Source organism: Paenibacillus sp. FSL H8-0260, assembly GCF_045040625.1.
GTDB classification, from domain to species: domain Bacteria; phylum Bacillota; class Bacilli; order Paenibacillales; family Paenibacillaceae; genus Paenibacillus_AQ; species Paenibacillus_AQ odorifer.
The window spans coordinates 737,804-755,666 of record NZ_CP150298.1 but is presented as its reverse complement, the minus strand read 5'-3'; the positions used below and the strand labels follow the sequence as shown (position 1 = coordinate 755,666).

Sequence of the window (17,863 nt, the reverse complement as noted above, 5' to 3'; positions counted from 1 at the left end):
GGTAGATTGTATGAAGACAAGCTTCAAAATAGAATAAGGCAACTGCCCCTTGGAGAGTGAGAATCTTATGGAAATGCTGAACTTTATACAAGAATTATTCAGCAAATATGGATATAGCGTATTGTTTTTTGGATTGCTGCTCGAATTCGTTGCCTTGCCGTTTCCCGGAGAAACTACCATGGCTTTTGCAGGTTTTCTTTCCTATACGGGAAGACTTGATTTCATAACGTTGATTCTAGTGGCGTTTGCTGGGACCACAGCCGGGATGACCCTCACCTATTTTGTCGGCTTAAAAGCCGGAATGCCCTTCATCCAGCGATACGGAAAGTGGTTGCTGTTCTCCCCTGCCAAGCTGGATAAAACGCAAAAATGGTTCGAGAAATACGGCAGTATCCTTATTTCCATCGGATATTTTATTCCAGGCGTTCGTCACTTTACCGGCTATTTTGCTGGTATAGTTGCGCTGCCCTTCCGTAAATTCGCCCTCTACGCTTATAGTGGAGCGTTATTCTGGGTAGTGCTGTTTCTTGGCATAGGACGGGTATTTGGTCCGCAGTGGATGGGTATTTTCCATTTATTCGAGTTATATGCACTATGGATTATCTCTGGCGGTGTAGCTATAGCTGCCCTTGTAATCCTGTATCGCTACCGCAAAAAGATAAGCATCCGCCTGTTCCCGCGCAAAGCTGCCATAAAGCTACAGACTCAGGTTAAAAAAACTTCCAAGGGACGGTGAAGCCACCGCCCTTTTTAAGTACGTTTTTTCTTGCTGCGTACCCCCGCGTATCCTGCGAGTAAAAGCGCAACTATGGCAAATCCCGCTCCCCCAGCAAACCCTACCATTCTTGGTTCCACCCCTTCTAATAGCCACCCGGCGAACAGCATAGATAATCCCAGCAGCGTATTTCCTACTGCAGACAGGAGTCCAAACACAAAGGGCTGCATAGCAGATGGGGTTTCCTGCATAACGAGCGTATCCAGACAGGCATTCCCCGTCCCCCCGGCAAATGACAGCAGGATGTATAACATAAATGCTGCCGCAAAATGATTGCTGACACTGATGCCCATGAGTAACACACCTTCTAGTAAAAGCCCTCCGATGGCTACAATCAGCAGCCCCTTTTTTAAATAACGTGAGGTAAAAAAACTAAGGCTAAGACCGATGCCAAGCGCCGCATAAAATGCCCCCACTCCAATATCCCCCGCGTGAAATACCTGTATCGCATAGACACTGATCAGTACATTATCCAGACCATTTAGCAACGGCACCAACAGCTCATAACCGAAAATGACCTGCAACGTTAAGCTTCCGCCAATTACCATTCCCAGAGCACGCAGCCGACCGTATTGTGCTTCTTTATCGGATTTTTCTAAGTCCCCCTCAGGAGAATATGTAGCCTTCTTAGCCACCGTCACCATTTCCGTATGTTGTGGAAAATCGATACCGTAAATGAACATCGCTGCGATTAAAAAAGACACTGCATTCATAATGAACGCTGCCTCCGGACCAAACCACATCGACACCACCCCTCCACTGAACGCTCCAAGGATCAGCACGCAGCCGCTCATTAACTGCTCTAGTCCGTTGACGGTCAGCAGAGAAGCTTTGGTGACGAGCAAGGGGATAGTGGACCTACGAACAGGGCTGTAAATGGCTTCACCCGCTGCCAGCAAAAAACTTGCCATATATAACAACCACAGCTTCTCCTCCCCATCCACCCATAAAAAGGCTAAGGCTACTGGGACCCTCAGCATATCTGTAGCTATCATGATATATTTGCGTGGAATTTTGCTGCTAAGTATGCCTCCAAGCGGGGCCAGAAATAAATAAGGAAACAGTCTCACACCTAACGAAATCCCTACCGCCATGCCTGATCCCGTCAACTGCAGAACCAGCGCCAGTACTGCAACGCTAGTAAAACGATCACCAATTCCATTGATCAAGCCGGCTGTGAACAATCGTGAATATCCCTTATGACTCCTAAACATCGCAACAGCTGAGTGATTATTCATAAAATAAACCTCATTTCATCTATTTACACATATATCTAATTAGATATTAATCGAATCAATAATTTATGACAATGCTTTATTTTTAAGGATTTGCTAAGATGAAATACAGCATTACTTCACGGAAATCTCCGGGAAAGAAGGAATTGTCTTTTGAAAATAGATCGATTGCTCTCTATCGTTATCCTGCTAATGAACCGCCGCCTAATTCAGGCGAAGGAGCTAGCCGATATGTTCGAGGTATCTGTGCGCACGATTTATCGTGATATTGAAAGCATTAATGGGGCCGGAATTCCTATCGTTACCTATCAGGGAGCGAACGGTGGGATCGGGCTTATGGAAGGATACCGGCTGGACCGCAATGTTTTGACGGATCGTGAGCTGGCGGATATTTTCACGGCTCTGCAGAGCGTCTCGTCTTATGGAGGAAGTGAACATACTCTGCTCATGGAAAAAATCAGCAGCGTAATCCCGCCCTCCCAATCCGCCGCCTTCCGCAGCAAAACGACTCAGCTCATCATCGACTTCTCCCCATGGGGTCTTCAACGTATTCTGGAAGAAAAGCTTGCCACTCTAAAAGAAGCACTTGAGGAAAGCGTGACCGTAAACTTTGATTATGTGGATGCTGCGGGTCAGACAACCCAGCGTTCGGTAGAGCCCTATACTTTAGTGCTGAAGGGGCAAGCATGGTACTTATATGGATTTTGTCTCAATCGTCAGGATTTCCGTCTATTTAAGCTGTTGCGCATGAAAGAGCTCGTTAAGAATACCCAAGTTTTTATTGCAAAAGATGTGGATGCAAGCGAGCTGCCTTGGAGCAACGAGTATCAGAGATCAACCGTAACAACAGCAACACCCATCGTTTTGCAGTTTAAGGCTGAAAGCAAACATCTAGCGGAAGAGCGGTTTGATTCTACCGAGCTACTGCCCGACGGTAATGGAGGTTACAAGGTTACCATCAACTATCCTGAGGATGGATGGCTGTATGGATTCCTGCTAAGCTTCGGGATGCATGTAGAAATCTTAGAGCCACCGCATATTCGGCAAAAGCTGGGGCAGATTGCAGCAGGCATAGCAGCAAAATATATAACCTAACAATAAACCTGACGGAATGCCGTCAGGTTTATTGTTCTATACTGAACTTAAAGCGGGCGCTCGAGAGCTTGCATACCTTTAAAGGAGTGTTAAATATGGGACATGAACATGTAGAGCAAGGAGATCTTAAAATTTGTCAAAGCTGTGGGATGCCAATGCCTACGGCGGAATTGCTTGGAACGGACCAGAATGGCAACAAGATCGAAGATTACTGCGTGTACTGCTATGAGAATGGCGCATTCAAACAGCCTAACATCACGTTGCAAGAAATGGCTGACATTTGTACAGGCTATATGGTCGAAGAAGGAATGGATGAGAATGTTGCCCGTAAACTTCTCGCGGAGCAGCTGCCACATCTGAAACGTTGGAGCGATCCTGCAGCTGTGTCTCCAGCTAACTAATAGCATCACAACAAAAGAAGCGCCCTACGGAACCATAACAGTTCGTAGGACGCTCCTTTTTCCATTCTTTGTTAACCCAGTTTTTTATTGATTGTCCTGCTGTGGCTGCACTTCTTCCGTCTTCAGGAAGTCTGGCTGCGGTGAAGTCTTTTTAATAAAGAAAGCCAATACCAAAGCAACTACAGTGATCCAGGTAGCAATGTTAAAGGCATGCGTAACCCCGCTAATTGTAGCCTCTTGCGTAAGCTTAAGCATCGCTGCTTTATCGTTTAACGAAACCGTTCCGCTCATAAGTGTATCAGTGATTGTGCTCTTCGTCTTATTGGTCATTAGACTGACGAACAACGCCATTCCCAACGCGCCTCCGACCGTCCGCAACGTATTCGACATTGCTGTACCATGCGAGCTTAAACGCTGTGGAAGCTGGTTAAGTCCAGCCGTTACAATCGGCATCGATAACATCGACATGCCTAACATCCGAACCGTATAAGTAATAATCATATGCGTATACGTCGTACTGTCTGTAAGCTGGCTGAATTGCCAGGTCGTAATTACTGTAATAATCAGGCCTACCACAGACAGCCATCTTGCCCCGATTTTATCAAATATAATCCCCGTGATTGGAGACATAATTCCCATTAGAATGGCTCCCGGCAACAGCATAAGACCGGACTCCATTGGCGTAAAGCCACGGATCGTCTGCAAATAAATCGGCAGCAAAATCATACCCGAATATAAAGCCATCGTAATGATGATATTGATTAATGTCGTGAGTGAATACATATTGTATCTGAAAATCCGGAACTCAAGCAGTGGTGTCTCAGCCTTAAGCTCTCTCCATACGAATAAAGCCAGTGCAATCACACCCACAATGAGGCAGGTAATGACTGTTGCACTTCCCCAACCATCGGTTCCAGCATCACTAAAGCCGTACAACAATCCCCCAAAACCAATGGTAGACAGGATAACACCCGTTTTATCCAGCTTCGGAGAAGTTGTTTGCCCTACATTTTGCATTGTTTTCATACCTAGCAAGGTAGAAAGAATAGCCAGCGGAAGAACGATAAAGAACAATACGCGCCAAGAATAGTTCTGAACTACCCACCCTGACAACGTTGGACCTACAGCTGGAGCAAAAATCATGGCTACCGCCATTAGCCCCATCGCTTTTCCCCGCTCTTCAATTGGGAAGATGCGAAGAAACACAATATTCATTAACGGCATCAAAATCCCTGCGCCAACCGCCTGAATGACTCTGCCGACCATGATCATTTCAAAGCCTGTTCCGATTCCACAGACAAGTGTACCTAACGAAAAAAGTGACATCGCGGTGATGAATAGCTGGCGGGTCGTAAACTTTTCCACCAGAAACGCACTAATCGGTATCAGCACACCGTTCACGAGCATAAATCCCGTTGTTAGCCACTGTGCCGTATTCGTTGCGATTTTTAGATCGTCCATTATGCTCGGCAATGCCACATTAAGAAGTGTTTGGTTCAAAAGTGCGACAAATGCACCTATTAAGAGCGCTGCAATAATCGGTCCTCTACGTATTCCCTTAGTTGCCGCTGCAGCGTTACCTGTAATTGTACTCATAAATTCTGTTTGTCTCTCCCCTGCTCTAAGATCTGAATGATTTCGGTATGAATCCTAAGTAATTCGCCTGCATCCTCGGCAGGTATATTGGATAGTGGAAGTAAGTGTCTTCTGAGCGATTGCTTACTTCTTTCCCTGATCTCTCTGCCCTTTTCAGTAATCGCCAAGTTGTATATACGCCGATCTACCTCAGAGCGCTGTCTTGTGATCAAATCGGCTTTCACCATCCGGTCCACTACTCCGCTCGCTGCACTGTTCCCCAAATGTAATAGCTCGGCAAGATCTGTAATGCCAATATCGGGATTTGCAGATATTTTGCGGAGAACCATCAACTGTGTTGGTGTGATGTCCAGCTCTTCGGCATCCTTCCACAGCAGCTGCTGGAATGCATGGCTAATCCGGCGAAAAGAGGAGAAAATATCATCTAATTGCTGCTCCTTATCTTCCAAATCTTCACCTCCAAAGAATTAATTAGTTAGACCATCTAATAGTTCGCATGCGTACTATTTTACACCTTAACTAAATTTCGGTCAATATTTTGCTGTAACTTTCTGAAAGGTAATTTTATATTGCAGGAAAAACATGAAAATCATACATAAGTGCACAAAGCATAAAAAAAGCGAACCAAGGTAGATCCTTGGCCCGCTTTTTCGTCTGAACAATGCTCAGGTTAAGCTGTATGAACTTTCAGGTAAAGTCTGCTGCTGAGGCTTATCCTGCAGTTTTAAATTAGATGGCTTAGTCTCTTCCTGGCTGCTGGCAATTGACATCATCAGCTTAATCCGATTCGCTTGGTTGACTACGCTAACTCCAGCATCATAGTCAATCGCCACGATATTTGCACCCGGATATAATTCCTTAAGGCCTTTAATCATCCCACGCCCGGTGATATGGTTGGGCAGGCACGCGAACGGTTGAATACAGGCGATGTTGTTCACACCATTATCCATCAAATCCATCATTTCTGCGGTTAAAAACCAGCCCTCACCCATCTGATTCCCTACGGACACCAGTCGGCTGGCCTTCTCGGCAAGACCATAAATATTCTCCCGTCCTTTAGCCAGCCCCGCATCCTCAAGGGCAACCTTAATCGGCTTACGGTAAATTTCCAGATAAGAGATCAGCATGGGATTGATATAGCCGAGCCGTTTGCTTTTGCCGAATTGCTCAGCTTTGTAGATCGGATTATATACACAATAGAAAATGAAATCCAGGAAGTCCGGCATTACCGCTTCCCCGCCCTCTGCCTCGATCATCTCTATAATGCGGTTATTGGCATCCGGATGGAATTTGATCAGGATCTCACCGACAATGCCTACTCTTGGTTTAGTAATACCTGTAACGGGCAGCTTGCAGAACTCTGCAACAATCTCACGAATCAGGCGTTTGTATTCTCGGAATGAAAAGTTGGATAAGCTTGCCTTGCAACGCTCCATCCCTTTGCGGAATAGAACTTCCGCACTTCCTGAAACAACCTCATGCGGCCTAAAGTGATTTAACATCCGCATCATAAGATCACCGTAACAAGCGGCAGCTATCAACCGATTCGCCAGCTTAAGACTGATACGGAAACCCGGCTGATTCTCCATCCCTGAAGCATTGAGTGAAATCACCGGAATTTGTTCAAGGTCTGAATCCTTTAAGGCTTTGCGCAGCAAAGAAATATAATTCGTAGCCCGGCAGCCGCCACCCGTCTGTGACATAATCACAGCAGTACGATCCGGATCGTATTCCCCACTTTTCAGCGCCGACAGAATCTGGCCAATCGTCACAATTGCCGGATAACACGCATCATTATTAACGTATCTCAGACCTTCTTCTGTCTCTTCGGGTCCGGTCGTCTCAAGTATCTTCAGGCGGTATCCGGCATCGCGAAACACCTGCTCAAACAATTCAAAATGAATAGGCGACATCTGTGGCGCAAGAATGGTATAGGTCTCTTTCATTTCCTTTGTAAATAACACATTAGCCTGCACTTTTGGCGGCTTTTGCGGCACTACCTTACCTTTTTCACGCTCACGCATTGCCGCCAGCAATGAACGAAGCCGAATGCGCGCTGCACCAAGATTGCTGATCTCATCGATTTTGATCAATGTATATACCTTGTTATGTCTTTCCATAATATCCTGTACGGCATCACAAGTGATCGCATCGATCCCACAGCCGAAGGAAGTCAATTGAACAAGCTCCAGATCCGAGCGGACTGCAGCAAGGCGGGCTGCACGGTACATCCGGGCATGGTAGGTCCACTGATTAACAACAGCCACATCCCCTTCGCTGTGGTCCAGATGGCAGACAGAATCTTCTGTCAGCACGGCGAGTCCCATCCCGGTTATCATATCCGCTATCCCGTGATTAATCTCAGGATCGGCATGATAAGGATGTCCACAGAGCAGGATTCCTTTGGTTCCAGTATCAGCTAGGTACACAAGGGTCTCTTCCCCTTTGGTACGCACATCACCTTTGGCGTTATCAGCCTCTGTAAGTCCCGCTTGCACCGCGGACGCAATCTCTTCTCGCGGAATGCTGGTAAATGTCTTCACCAGCCCTTTGGTCAGCGCAGAAATATCATCGAAGGTCAGGAATGGACTGACAAGCTTGATTCCATTGTCCTTTAACCCATCCATATTGTTGCGAATGACTTCGGGATAAGAGGCGACCACTGGACAATTGAAGTGATTATCCGCAGCTTCATCTTCTTTTTTCTCATACACCACCGCTGGATAAAAAATAAAATCGACACCTTTACCGATCAGGCTTTGCACATGTCCATGGGCCATTTTCGCAGGATAACATATCGATTCTGAAGGAATCGTATCCATGCCGCTTTCGAAGAGCTTCTTGCTTGATTTAGGGGAGAGAATCACCCTATAGCCCAGTTTGGTGAAAAAAGTGTGCCAGAACGGGTAATTCTCAAACATATTCATGGTACGCGGAATCCCGACGGTCCCCCGCCATGCCCCTGTTTCCGGTAAACTCTCGTACTCAAAAAACCGTTCATATTTATACTGCATCAGATTCGGCAGGACATTTTTCTCTTTTTTGACTCCTGCGCCGCGTTCGCAGCGATTGCCGGTCACATAAAAGCTCTTATCCGGAAACCGACTGATCGTCAGCGCACAGTTATTCCCACAGCGGCCACAGCGGCCTGAGGAGACCTCATATTTAAAGCTGGCAAGCTCCTCTGGTCCAAGCAGCGTACTGGATCCGTTAACCCCTGCTTGCTCACGCGCAATCAGTGCACAGCCGTAAGCTCCCATTACGCCAGCTATATCCGGTCTAACCACCGTCCGCCCCGTCAAGGACTCAAAGGCGCGCAATACAGCTTCATTATAGAAGGTACCGCCCTGAACGATGATATTTCGCCCTAAGTCCTCCGGATTGCGGATTTTAATTACCTTTTGCAGAGCATTCTTGATCACAGAGTAGGCAAGACCCGCCGATAAATCCGCTAATGATGCGCCCTCCTTCTGAACCTGCTTGACCTTAGAGTTCATGAACACCGTGCAGCGCGAGCCCAAATTAACAGGCTGAGTCGCTTCGAGTGCAGTTTTGGCAAATTCCTCGATCCCAAGTCCGAGGGCAGAGGCAAAGCTCTCCAGAAAAGAGCCACAACCGGCTGAACAAGCTTCATTGAGCATAAGGCTGTCGATAGCACCGCCACGGATTTTGATGCACTTCATGTCCTGACCACCGATATCCAGTATGAAATCTACTTCTGGCATGAACTTGGAAGCTGCCTTGTAGTGTGCAACAGTCTCTACTTCTCCGCCATCTGTCCGCAGAGCGGCCTTGATTAACCCCTCACCGTACCCTGTCACATATGATCCTGCGATATGGCAGCCTTCAGGCAGAACCCGGTAGATCTCCTTCAGTGCATCGCTGACCGAATGCAGCGGGTTGCCTTTGTTGCTGCCATAAAAGGTATAGAGAATTTCGTCAGCCGAACCGGTTAACACGAGTTTAGTTGTGGTTGATCCGGCATCAATTCCTAGATAACAAGGTCCACGATATAAGGCTAAATCTGATCTCGCTGCAGAGGCTTTGCCGTGACGAAGCCGAAATTCTGCAAGCTCAGCGGCATTCTCAAAAAGCGGAGGCAATTCAGCATCCGCAGCTCGATCCGCAGTAAAATCAACCGCCGCAATTCGCGTGATCCAGCTTGAAAGTGGCAATACGACTGGATCAGCTTCGGAGAGCGCAGCTCCAATCGCCACGAAATACTGTGAGCGTTCCGGGAACAGGATATCCTCCTCCGCCAGCTCCAGCGTTTCCGAAAAACGCTGCCGCAAGGCAGGCAGGAAGGTCAGCGGGCCGCCAAGAAAAGCCACCCGTCCTCGAATCGGACGTCCACAAGCAAGACCGCTAATCGTCTGATTAACGATACTCTGAAAGATCGAAGCCGCCACATCCTCCCGGCGCGCTCCTTCATTAAGCAGCGGCTGTACATCGCTTTTGGCAAATACACCACAGCGTGAAGCTATGGGATAGATTCGCTCATGCTTCTCCGCCAAAACATTTAAGCCTGCCGGATCGGTCTGCAGCAGCGCTGCCATCTGATCGATGAACGCTCCCGTTCCGCCCGCGCAGGCTGTATTCATACGCTGCTCAATACCGCCCCGAAGATATATTATCTTAGCGTCCTCTCCACCCAGTTCAATCGCCGTGTCACATTCCGGGATCAGCGCACTGATCGCCTTCGTACAGGCAATCACCTCCTGAATAAAGGGAACTCCACCTAATTTGGATAAAGACAACCCCGAGGAACCGCTTACAGTAAGCCTAGCTCCCCTCTCTGGGAATCTGTCACGTACATCAGACAGAAGAGAGAGGGCCGCTTTTTTAATATCGCTATAATGTCTTACATAGTCTTGATAAACAATGATGTCCCGCTCTATGACAACTAATTTAGCAGTAGTTGATCCGATATCAAGCCCAATATGCAGCATTATCACTCCACCACCTCTTCTTGCTCCAAATTTGAAGCAATTATGAGGAAACTATATCATGACAACACCTTATATAAGCTGTTAAAAATGTAATAGACATCTATAAAAAGTAATTAGTAAAATTTATGATTCGCTTATTCCTGCTATCGTGTTTGCGACATGCCCTTTTACCCGTACCTTCCGCCATTCTTCCACTAATATCCCCTGCTCATCAATCAGAAAAGTAGATCGCACAATTCCCATAAATTCTTTGCCGTAAAGTTTCTTGAGCTGCCATACGCCGAACATTTCACTTACCTTATGATCCTCATCAGACAGCAGTGGAAAGGGCAAACTATGCTTCTCTGTAAATTTAGCGTGTGAGGCCAAAGAGTCCGGACTAATACCCAGAACAACCGCACCCACCGCCGTGATTTGATCAAAAGCATCACGAAATTCGCAGGCCTCCTGCGTGCAGGCTGGTGTCATATTTTTAGGGTAAAAATATAAGATGACCTTTCGGCCCAAGAAATCACTCAAACTAACCTCATACCCATTGGAAGAGGGAAGAGTGAAATTGGGTACTTTTTGTCCAATAGCTACTTCGATCAAGATATATCCACTCCTTCTTAAGATTGGGGAATTATTCCTAAATTGCACGTATCCCCAAAAGAAATTATAATGTAGTCAACGTGAATGCGAAAGGAAGAACGAGAAATGCCACCTAGAAAGAAAAGGCACGCAAAGACTGGTAAGTCAAAAAAGAAACCGCTGCTTTGGACGCTGGCCATTATACTCCTCCTTATTATCGGTGGGGCCATTTTCTACATTACAACCATTTACAATGAGCTTGGTAGCATGTCGAATACTGAAGATTCACCTTTTCAAAATGCAGAGACCGTTGATGTCGATACCCCTGAGCCTCCTAAGTGGGAGGGTACAGAGCCTGTTAATATCCTATTAATGGGTGTAGATGCCCGAGGTGTGAAGAAAGGGGAAATCCCCCGTTCAGATACAATGCTCGTCGCTTCTCTTGACCCTGTGAAGAAGAAAATCAGTGTATTTTCAATACTGAGAGATACGTACGTTCCGATTCCAGATCATGGCGAGAAACGTATTAATACAGCGATTATTTATGGACCTAATACTGCGATGCAGACCGTCAGCGATCTGCTCGGTATCCCAATTCAATATTATGTCTACACGGACTTCCAAGGATTCATCAAGCTGGTTGATGCCGTTGGGGGTGTGGATTATGAAGTCGAAAAAGATATGGTCTACAAAACCGTTGCAGACGGTCCGGAATATGATATTGATCTAAAAAAAGGATATCAGCATCTTGACGGCAACATGGCGCTACAATATGTTCGCTTTCGGCATGACGCTACCTCCGATTTCACTCGAACCGAGCGCCAACGCGGTTTTCTCAAGGCTGTGGCTGATAAGCTGATCAGCACCACCTCCATTGTCAAGCTGCCAAATATCCTGTCGCAGGTTACGCCTTATATTGAAACCAATATGTCAGTTAATGATATGTGGAAGCTGGCAAGCGTAGGGTATAATAGCAGTATGGGTGGCAGTGAGCAAATTCCGCCAATGGATCTGCTCACTGAGGAGACTACAAGTGACGGATCACAGGTTATCGGAATTCGTAGCGAAAAGAAGCTAAAAGAATTTATACAGGATACCATAAATGGTCCTGAGCCAACACCAACCCCTACACCGGAGAACACCTCCAATAGCAGTTCTGGCGGGACCCATTAAGGGCCTGACAAGCAAAGTTCACATGTACACAAAGCAGTGACTTGGTATAATACGGGCGGACAACGGAAAACACCGTTGTTCGCCCGTTCCCTTGAGCACCAACAATCGAAAGGATGATCACATTATGAATCGCTCCACATCTGAACAACTTTATCACGAAGCCCTCCAGCATATCGTTGGGGGTGTAAATAGCCCTTCCCGCTCCTTCAAAGCCGTTGGCGGCGGAGCACCTGTATTTATGAAACGCGCCAGTGGATCTCACTTCTGGGATGAAGACGGCAATGAATATATCGATTATCTCCAAGCCTATGGACCGATCATTACCGGCCATGCCCACCCTCATATTACCAAAGCAATTACGACAGCAGCAGAAAATGGTGTTCTTTACGGAACCCCAACCCAGCTCGAAATTAAACTTGCTAAAATGCTAAAAGAAGCCATTCCTTCTATGGATAAAGTACGTTTCGTCAATTCTGGAACCGAAGCGGTTATGACAACGATCCGTGTAGCCCGTGCCTATACAAAACGCAGCAAAATCGTAAAATTCGCTGGCTGTTACCACGGCCACTCTGATCTGGTGCTTGTAGCAGCAGGATCCGGACCTTCTACACTTGGCATTCCAGATAGTGCCGGTGTTCCAAGCAGTATCGCCCAGGAGGTAATCACCGTTCCCTTTAATGATCTGGACAGCCTGAAAGAGGCGCTGGAGAAATGGGGCGAAGATGTCGCAGCTGTTATGGTTGAACCGATTGTGGGGAATTTCGGCATGGTGATGCCTAAGCCTGGTTTCCTCGAAGGACTTTGCAAGCTGGCTCACGATAATGGCTCCCTTGTTATTTATGACGAAGTCATTACTGCCTTCCGCTTCCATTATGGTTCTACACAAACCTATGCGGGGCTGGATAATCATGAGGACATTACTCCTGACCTTACTGCACTTGGCAAAATCATCGGTGGCGGCCTGCCTATCGGCGCTTACGGCGGCCGCAAGCATGTTATGGAACAGGTAGCTCCACTTGGACCGGCATATCAAGCCGGCACAATGGCGGGCAATCCTGCGTCTATCTCTGCAGGGATTGCTTGTTTAGAGGTTCTGAGTGCAGAGGGTGTATACGAAGAAATGGATCGGCTTGCAATCCGTCTCGCTGATGGACTTCAAGCATCTGCAGACCGTCATGGCATTCCACTGACAATCAACCGCATCCGTGGTTCGTTCTCCACTCATTTCTGTAATCATCCGGTTACGAATTATGACGAGGCTCAGGATACAGACGGCGAATTGTTCGCCAGCTTCTTCCGGCATATGCTGAACCGTGGCATTAACCTTGCCCCTTCGAAATACGAAGCTTGGTTCCTGACCACAGCACATACTGATGCAGATATTGATGCTACACTTATCGCAGCTGAAGAATCCTTCCGCGCTATGGCGGCTGAGAAATAAGAATGGATTATGAAACGCAGTGCTCTATAAGCTGAATAATAGCTGCATAGATTAAGGGGCTGTCCCAGTCCCATAAACCGCAAATGTTAAAAGAGCAGCGATTCTCCTATATTGGAGGATCGCTGCTCTACATTTTTACTCATCCACGGTCCTAATTCTGTTCATTTACAGAGAATATAGGTTATTTTCAGGGAGTTTTCCCTAATAACTCTGTAGCTCACACCGCAAAAAGCAGAAACACACCGTATATAGTCTAGGGGTTAAACAAAGAATCGTTTTGTAAGAGTGTGAGCGATAGTGACCACCTTTATCTACGGATTTCATCCGCTAACAGCGTTTGGAAGTCCAAATATTCTACTGCTCTCATGTAAAATCCACCTGCTTGTCCAACGTAATCTCAGTCATTAACGGTCTTAACATTTGCTCGCTCCCAGGTACTAGTGAAAACTCTACACCCTCCAGATGCTCCGGCAGCGTTGGGGCGACCAAGAATTGCATTTGTGTATGCGCTCCACCTCCATGACCACCATGCGGCTGCACTTCATATTCATTCTCACCCGCCACTTCAAGCGTTAAAGCCGTTCGAAGATGGATATGTCCTACAGCTTCTTTTAAATATTTGATTTCCACAGTAACTATGCTGAAGGCTTCATACTGCATAGCATGCGTAAGTATATACTCGCATTCTTCAACGACCGTCCGCTTCACAATCGGAAGCACTCCCAGCAATAAACCAGGCTCTTCCCAATATTGTCTTCTGGGTACAGTTTCATTCATAAGGTGCAAATGCTGCACAATCTGAGTAGTATTCATCTCGAATCTAGTTGCCCATTCCTCAAGTAGCTTACTATCAGGGGATAATCGTTTCTTGCCTGTTATAGCTTTACGTTCCTGAATCAGACTCAAAATCTGCTCATCAATCTTTTTAACCTCATCATTGTATTCGTTGGCGAATCCTCTAATTGGCATTCTGCTCCAGTTCATTTAACGCCCTCCTCTTATTACTAATTTAAATCCATTAATTGTAAGGGTACATCCTTCCGATTGATTTGTAAAATATTTGAAATATTATAATCTTGCCGATAGGTAAAAAAAAAGCGACCATCAGCTTTACGCTGTAAGGTCGCCCGCTTTTTAATTCAGAGTTACTCTCCTACTCATATAAGTTCCTGATCTCCACGCCCTGAGGCAGCTTAAACGGATTCTCCTTGTTAATTCGGTCATAGAACATAATCCCATCGAGATGGTCTATTTCATGCTGGATGATGATAGCTTGGTAGCCCTTAAATTTAAGGACAACCTCCTTGCCCTCCAGATCATAACCCTTCACCTTCACGGTTTCATACCGAGGTACAAAGCCATGCACGGGACGATCAACGGACAGACAGCCCTCGCTTTCTGGTAAGTACACCATAGACAAGGAGTGGCTTATGATCTTAGGGTTAACCCAAGCATGCTCTACAGCCCGCCCTCTCTCGTCTGTAAGATACATCGCGAACATACGCTTCTCCAGTCCGATTTGATTCGCCGACAGACCTACGCCAGAGCGCAGCTTATATTCTTCGGAAATCTCCGGGTCCTGACTGTTCTTCAGAAATTGAAGCATACATTGCAAAGCCTCACGATCTTCCGCCTGTAATGGAAGCTCCACTGGTTGTGCTACGGTACGAAGTACGGGATGACCCTCCCGCACTATATCATCCATGGTGATGATATATTCAGCATTATATTTTGAACTAGACAATATTCCATCCACCTTTTCCTTACGGGCTTAATTTAATTTCTTATGATGTATAGTATGCAGCTTTATGGATTTATGAAAGCAGTTCGCAGTTTGCTGCTGTAATTAACATCGAATCCAAGTCCTGTCGCCAAAGCGGCAAGGGGTAAGTAGGTTTTGTCCTCCTTGCCTACCTTTTGCAGAAAAGCTGGAGTATCAATAGCCACGTTCTCTCCATTCACCTTAATAAATTTCGAGCCAATGGTGATCACAACGGTTCTTCCACCATACACGATGGTAGCGCTGGAGGTTTTGTTATCCCACTTCCCGCTTGCGCCCACGGCATTTAGAATATCTTTTAGCGCCAAAAAGTTCTGCCCATTTTTAAGGATAGGCTTATTGGGTGTATTCAACTCCACGCCCTTCACTACAATCGACATCGGTACCGATGCAGTAGCCATTGTAGCTACAGTAGGAACGCGATACTCTCCCCATTGTAACTCCGCAAAGACCTTAGCAATAGTCTCGTATCCAAGCTGCGTCGGGTGAAAATCAGTTTGCCCTGCTCCAATAATATGTGTCAGCGAGCCTTCTACCCCGGCAAACTTTTCCGCAACATGAGCTACAAGCACCTTCGCTCCCTCTTGGTTCACGCTTGCAGCTACACTATCCGCTGCTTCCGTAAATTTGCCCGCTGCCGTCATTAATCTGTTGTACATTTGACCAAGCGTAACCTTAGGGGCAGGCTGATATTGATCGGCCAGTATAATCGTCGTTTGCGGACTTACCGCACGAATATTCTCCAGCACTGCCTTCACATTTGTTTGATAATCCGCTAGCCGCTGGTCCAGCTGTGTTTGGAAATCCGCATCCGTCAGCTCCTTGAACTGCAAGAACAGACTGCTTACATCATTCCCACCAATCGTAATGGTAATCAGATCAGCCTCCTTAAGCTCTGCTGCGATCTGCGGAGTTAGCTTCACGAACTGCTCTATTCGTGGATCTGGGAGACCTGCCTGAACTCCTTCAGCAGTAATCACTGAACCATCCTTGATCGCTCCTGTGTAATTACGTAATCCGGCCGTAGTCAGCCCTAGAATACCATAATTAGTAAGTGCACTTCTGCCATGATACCAGCCCTGCTCAAGCAATCTCTCCGCATAGCCGTATGGCTTAGTATTCACGTCCGTCATTCCTGGCTCGTAGCCAGCAGTAATGGAATCACCTAGAGCTACGATGCGAAAGACATCTTGCCCAGAGTCTTGTATCGCAGTCGTGTCAGCCGCATTTGCCGTGCCTGCTCCTACGCTAATCAGCGCAGATAACAAAAGCAGGCTGCTTATGCCAGCTGCCCAAATTTTTTTCCAATTGCCTAGCATCGTATCCCTCCCAAATTGTTCTAATTCCATTCTACCATCCAGGATAGCAACGCAAAAGAGCGGCCTCCTATATTCAGGAAACCGCCCCTCGCAAATCACTGGCTATTATTGTCTGACTCTTCATCTGACTCTAACTTCTGCCCTGCACGCTCCAGATATTTATCATAACGGTCATCCAGCTCATATCCAATCTTACGATAACGTAATGTTTCTTCCACAATAGGATCGAGCGTAGTCTGAATACGAATTTCATATTTAGGTGAGATTTCCCGGATTTCCTTAGCCGTACGATCGCCTTGTTCCATCTCACCATCTACCAACATTTCGCTCAGCTTGCGTTCCAAATCATCCTTCTCACTCATGCTGTATCGTCCTCCCTAAAGCTTATATCCTGTTGCTTCAGCATTCTTCAGTGACGAAACCAAATATTCGTGAATGTGGCCATTACTTGCTACTACATGGCGTGTACCAATATCATATGAACGTCCTAGGGTATCCGTAATCTTGCCTCCTGATTCAAGTACAAGCAGTACTCCTGCTGCACAGTCCCAAGGGCTTAAGCCCACTTCCCAATAGCCATCTACACGGCCTGCCGCCACATAAGCTAAATGTAGAGCAGCCGCGCCTCCGGCACGAATACCACGAATCTGCGGAAGAATACTTTGCAGTCCGGCCATATTCACAGGTTGTGCAAACTCACGATCCGGAGGAAAGCCCATAGCAATCAGGCTGTCTCCAAAATCAGTCTCCGTAGAGACCGAGGTAGGGACACCGTGCATGTAAGCTCCCTTTCCTTTTTCAGCGACGAACATTTCATCACGAGTCGGATCATAAATAACGCCTACTGTTAGTTCACCGCGAATCACCAATGCTATGGAGACACAGTAAAAAGGAAATCCGTGTACGAAATTAGTCGTACCATCTACAGGATCTACAATCCACAAATATTCATGCTCACGAGCTTCTTCCAATGCAGCGGTAGCCGCTGCTGCTCCCGGCGAAACCCCCTCTTCCCCGAGAATGGCATGGTCGGGAAAATGTGTCAGGATCAGCCTGCGGATCATTTGCTCAACGCCTTTATCAACTTCCGTAACCAGATCTTGTGCTGAAGTTTTTGTATTCAGCTCCTTCACGAGACCCTGTCTGCTCTTTATCCATTCTCCTGCTTTGGCAGCCGCATTAATGGCCACCGCCGTATGTCCCTTGCTTGTTACTACATAGGGTTCACGTTCATTCTTACCCTCTGGATTTAAAGGACTCATATCTTCACTCCACTTTCTTGAACATAATCGCCAATGGCTTTAATTCTAAAGCAATCCTATTCACAATACCGTGCAATACGTCAAAACGTTCCCCAAGTTCCCAAAGTTCCGCCAAAAGAGGACCCAATTCTCACCTGCGAGCATAAATGCCCCAGGTCCATATAAAGACGATAAGCGATTAAAGTTTCATTCAACGTACCCTATTTCAAGTTACATATCAAGTCATGATAGGACCCGTATTCGGGACCTATCTCCTTATTTTCATTG

15 protein-coding genes are annotated in these 17,863 nt (G+C 46.7%); 5 read left to right on the top strand and 10 right to left on the bottom strand.

Going from position 1 to position 17,863, the window contains the following annotated elements:
- Window positions 1-67 precede the first annotated feature (67 nt).
- The gene (locus tag MHI51_RS03315) at window positions 68-736 is read left to right on the top strand and encodes a DedA family protein (RefSeq protein WP_076106058.1); all 669 of its coding nucleotides are present in this window, start codon (window positions 68-70) and stop codon (window positions 734-736) included.
- Window positions 737-750: 14 nt separating this feature from the next.
- On the opposite strand, the gene MHI51_RS03310 is transcribed toward MHI51_RS03315, so the two are convergent.
- Window positions 751-2,013, bottom strand: a complete 1,263-nt coding sequence (locus tag MHI51_RS03310) for an MFS transporter (protein ID WP_405173575.1) — start codon at window positions 2,011-2,013, stop codon at window positions 751-753.
- 150 nt (window positions 2,014-2,163) lie between these two features.
- Between MHI51_RS03310 and MHI51_RS03305 the strand changes: the two genes are divergently transcribed.
- Both MHI51_RS03305 and MHI51_RS03300 read left to right on the top strand, forming a co-directional pair.
- Window positions 2,164-3,105 carry a helix-turn-helix transcriptional regulator gene (locus tag MHI51_RS03305; RefSeq protein ID WP_405173574.1) on the top strand — a complete coding sequence of 314 codons (942 nt, stop codon included), beginning with the start codon at window positions 2,164-2,166 and terminating at the stop codon, window positions 3,103-3,105.
- Window positions 3,106-3,200: 95 nt separating this feature from the next.
- Window positions 3,201-3,506: a zinc ribbon domain-containing protein gene (locus MHI51_RS03300; protein WP_052096752.1), complete on the top strand. Its 306-nt coding sequence runs from the start codon at window positions 3,201-3,203 to the stop codon at window positions 3,504-3,506.
- A gap of 84 nt (window positions 3,507-3,590) precedes the next feature.
- Here the strand turns inward: MHI51_RS03300 and MHI51_RS03295 are convergent, their stop codons facing one another.
- The 4 genes from MHI51_RS03295 to bcp all read right to left on the bottom strand — a co-directional run bounded on the left by MHI51_RS03295 (window position 3,591) and on the right by bcp (window position 10,642).
- Window positions 3,591-5,102, bottom strand: a complete 1,512-nt coding sequence (locus MHI51_RS03295) for a DHA2 family efflux MFS transporter permease subunit (RefSeq protein ID WP_076106051.1) — start codon at window positions 5,100-5,102, stop codon at window positions 3,591-3,593.
- Window positions 5,099-5,551, bottom strand: coding sequence for a MarR family winged helix-turn-helix transcriptional regulator (locus MHI51_RS03290; RefSeq protein ID WP_076130529.1), 453 nt, complete (start codon window positions 5,549-5,551; stop codon window positions 5,099-5,101). The genes MHI51_RS03295 and MHI51_RS03290 overlap by 4 nt, the downstream gene beginning before the upstream one ends.
- A 216-nt stretch (window positions 5,552-5,767) precedes the next feature.
- Window positions 5,768-10,051 carry an acyl-CoA dehydratase activase-related protein gene (locus MHI51_RS03285; protein ID WP_405174035.1) on the bottom strand — a complete coding sequence of 1,428 codons (4,284 nt, stop codon included), beginning with the start codon at window positions 10,049-10,051 and terminating at the stop codon, window positions 5,768-5,770.
- Between the two features lie 123 nt (window positions 10,052-10,174).
- Window positions 10,175-10,642 (bottom strand): thioredoxin-dependent thiol peroxidase, encoded by a 468-nt coding sequence (bcp, locus tag MHI51_RS03280; RefSeq protein WP_341001098.1) that lies wholly within the window; start codon window positions 10,640-10,642, stop codon window positions 10,175-10,177.
- A 105-nt stretch (window positions 10,643-10,747) separates the two neighbouring features.
- Here bcp and MHI51_RS03275 point away from each other — a divergent pair, with 105 nt between their 5' ends.
- Complete coding sequence (locus tag MHI51_RS03275; RefSeq protein ID WP_076220096.1) at window positions 10,748-11,794, top strand: LCP family protein; 1,047 nt, start codon at window positions 10,748-10,750, stop codon at window positions 11,792-11,794.
- Window positions 11,795-11,918: 124 nt separating this feature from the next.
- Window positions 11,919-13,235 carry a glutamate-1-semialdehyde 2,1-aminomutase gene (locus MHI51_RS03270; RefSeq protein WP_076207520.1) on the top strand — a complete coding sequence of 439 codons (1,317 nt, stop codon included), beginning with the start codon at window positions 11,919-11,921 and terminating at the stop codon, window positions 13,233-13,235.
- 363 nt (window positions 13,236-13,598) lie between these two features.
- On the opposite strand, the gene MHI51_RS03265 is transcribed toward MHI51_RS03270, so the two are convergent.
- The 5 genes from MHI51_RS03265 to MHI51_RS03245 form a co-directional block, all read right to left on the bottom strand.
- Window positions 13,599-14,219: a hypothetical protein gene (locus MHI51_RS03265; protein WP_076220196.1), complete on the bottom strand. Its 621-nt coding sequence runs from the start codon at window positions 14,217-14,219 to the stop codon at window positions 13,599-13,601.
- A 169-nt stretch (window positions 14,220-14,388) separates the two neighbouring features.
- A complete protein-coding gene (gene def, locus MHI51_RS03260; protein ID WP_036679906.1) occupies window positions 14,389-14,940 on the bottom strand; it encodes a peptide deformylase in 552 nt (183 codons plus the stop codon).
- Between the two features lie 101 nt (window positions 14,941-15,041).
- Complete coding sequence (locus tag MHI51_RS03255; protein ID WP_405173573.1) at window positions 15,042-16,334, bottom strand: stalk domain-containing protein; 1,293 nt, start codon at window positions 16,332-16,334, stop codon at window positions 15,042-15,044.
- A gap of 95 nt (window positions 16,335-16,429) precedes the next feature.
- Complete coding sequence (locus MHI51_RS03250) at window positions 16,430-16,696, bottom strand: hypothetical protein (RefSeq protein ID WP_076220195.1); 267 nt, start codon at window positions 16,694-16,696, stop codon at window positions 16,430-16,432.
- A 15-nt stretch (window positions 16,697-16,711) separates the two neighbouring features.
- The gene (locus tag MHI51_RS03245) at window positions 16,712-17,596 is read right to left on the bottom strand and encodes an inositol monophosphatase family protein (protein WP_036679857.1); all 885 of its coding nucleotides are present in this window, start codon (window positions 17,594-17,596) and stop codon (window positions 16,712-16,714) included.
- Window positions 17,597-17,863 lie beyond the last annotated feature (267 nt).